This window comes from Sphingomonas sp. (assembly GCF_025362505.1).
GTDB lineage: Bacteria > Pseudomonadota > Alphaproteobacteria > Sphingomonadales > Sphingomonadaceae > Sphingomicrobium.
This window is the reverse complement of the sequence record NZ_JANYGG010000093.1, coordinates 1-2,379: the sequence shown is the minus strand read 5'-3', so window position 1 is coordinate 2,379 and position 2,379 is coordinate 1. Positions and strand designations below refer to the sequence as shown.

General features: G+C 63.6%; 3 protein-coding genes. All 3 read right to left on the bottom strand.

The genetic code is table 11. From position 1 onward, the window contains the following. Positions 1-643 (bottom strand): alpha/beta hydrolase (locus Q0R27_RS09255; RefSeq protein WP_293943629.1); only part of this gene is annotated, 643 nt, incomplete at its 3' end. Beyond that, a complete protein-coding gene (locus Q0R27_RS09250; protein WP_293943627.1) occupies positions 640-1,122 on the bottom strand; it encodes an AMP-binding protein in 483 nt (160 codons plus the stop codon). The genes Q0R27_RS09255 and Q0R27_RS09250, both read right to left, overlap by 4 nt. Then, a complete protein-coding gene (locus Q0R27_RS09245; RefSeq protein WP_293943625.1) occupies positions 1,119-2,150 on the bottom strand; it encodes an amidohydrolase family protein in 1,032 nt (343 codons plus the stop codon). Before Q0R27_RS09245 ends, Q0R27_RS09250 begins: the two co-directional genes overlap by 4 nt. Positions 2,151-2,379: the final 229 nt, after the last annotated feature.

Below are 2,379 nucleotides of genomic sequence, written 5' to 3'. Positions count from 1 at the left end.
CTGGCGGGCGGGTAAGGGCGCGATCATCATATTTCCAGACCAGGCCGTTCGGTACGCAACGGGTCGAATGGGCGGCGAGATGGTTTACCAGTTGGTGATCGAGCTGGGGAAACGCGCGCGCGATACGGTCAGCTGCGGCGGCAAGCGTGGGGTACACACGCCGCACCCGTGCCGGATCGGATCGCCGCTCCGTCAGCCACGCGCGCCACCGGTCAGCGAGCGGGATACCGTCGATGGGCGAATTACGGGTCAGCGGCAGCTCGAGGCTCTCGATCGCGACCAGCCGCCGAATCCGCTCGGGCATGATGGCGGCAATGCGCAGCGCCAGATTGCCGCCGAGCGAATGGCCAATGACATCGATCGGGCCGCCCTCGATCTGGTCGACGAGCAGGATGAGATCGGCGACGAAGTCAGATAATGTGTAATGGGCTTCGTTCGACCAGTCGCTGTCGCCGTGCCCGCGCAGGTCGGGGGCGATGACCCGATAGTCGGCGGCAAAGCGCGCGGCGAGATCGTCGAAGCTGCGCGACTGGTCGCGGCCGCCATGAATCAAAAGCAGCCGCGGCTTCTCGTCGGCTCCCCATTGCCAGTAGCAAAGTGTCAGCGGCCCGGAACGGTACGCGTGCTGGACGGGATCGCTCACGCCAATCCACCCGGATGGTCGCGCAATTCGCGGCGCGGTATCTTGCCGGTCGGGCCCTTGGGCAGTCGGTGAAGGACTTTGATCTCGACCGGCAGCTTGAACGGGGCAAGGTTCGCGTGGCAGCATTCAAGCAGCTCGGCGAGTGCGATCCGGTTGCCGAGCTTTGGCGCAACGAACGCCACTGGCACCGCGCCCAGTTCCGCGTCCTTGTGCGCCACCACCGCTGCCTCGTCGACCGCCTCGCAAGTGAAGACAATCTCTTCGATATCGGCGGGATAGATGTTCTGGCCGCCGTGAGCGGTATCGGCGGGCGCTTCGTAATATCCGGCCATGACATTGGGCCCGCGCACGGTGATCTCGCCGATTTCCCCATCCGAGACTTCGCGCCCTGATGCGTCGACGATGGCAAGCTCGATCCCGTCAAGCACGCGGCCGAATTGCGCGGCGGCGCGCGCGAGCAAGTGCGCGGACAGATTCACTGGGCCGCGATCCGATAGACGCGGCGGGCCGTTGCCTCGAACAGCGCAGCGCGCTCGTCGACCGAGAGGTCAATTGAGAGCAATTTGAACGCGTTCCACAAGGTGCGATAGCTCCACATCGCCTTGTCGACCGGGAAATTGCTTTCGACCATGCATCGCTCAGGACCGAACAAGTCGATGCAGGGGTCAAACAGCGGGCGCCATGCCTCCGCCAGTGCGCGGGAAGAGGGAGGACGATCGGCGAGATGCCACTGCGCCCCGCACACGATCATCCCGAGGCCGCCAAGCTTGACCGTAACGTTGGGACAGTCCGCGAGGCGACGCATGTCGGCGCGCCAGCGCGCGAGCAGCTCGTCGCGATCTGTGGCATGGGGACCGACACCCAGAACGCAGCCAAAATGGTTAAGAATGATTGGCAGGTCGGGCAGCGCGCGTGCGGTTTCGACCAACTCATCGAGCTGAACGTGATAAAGCATCGCGTCGTAGCTGAGGCCGCCCCGCGCGACTTCGCGAAGGCCCGCGCGGTACGCTGGTGAGTTGAGCAGCCCGGCGGGAGCGGGGCGAAGGACAATTCCGTCGGGAAAGGCCTCGTCGCGGGAAACGCTATGGCGGACACCACGAAAAGCGGGCGACGCCGCAGCGTGGGCGTCGAGTACTTCTGCGACCGCTTCCCCACGCGTGAGGTCGGCGAAGCCGACGATCGCCGCCGCAACATCAAGCCCTCGAGCTCTTGCGTCGGCCCGAATCGCTTCGACGCGGTCGGTTTCGCCAACCGGGCGGAGCGCTTCCGGGCCGGCGGTCCGATAACTGTAATGCGCCTCAACGAACACAGTCGCGACCACATCATGGCCACTGGCGAGATCATCGGTGAGCGCGTCGAGCAGATAGGGGTGGCCACCCTCAGTCCACAGATGATGGTGGGCATCGACGATTTGCAGCTCGGGTTCGAGCACCGCTTCGTCGCACAGCGCTAGCCACGTCGGGTCTGGTGGCGGATAGCGATACCGACCCGTGACATCCAATCCCATGCGCCTGTTCCTCGCCTCGTTCTTGCCGACTGTGTTTCGGAAAAAATACAAATGGCAAGAGTGAGATAACAGAGAAGGTTCCTGCCGTCTCGCCAATTAAATCTACTAAATCCGACAAATCGTCGAAAATTTCTTTGACTTTGTGCCACAGCCGCGCCAATCCACTGCGAGCCGGCGCAATCCGGCGAACGAAATCGACAAGAGCAGGCTGGAGGAACGTCCTCGATGG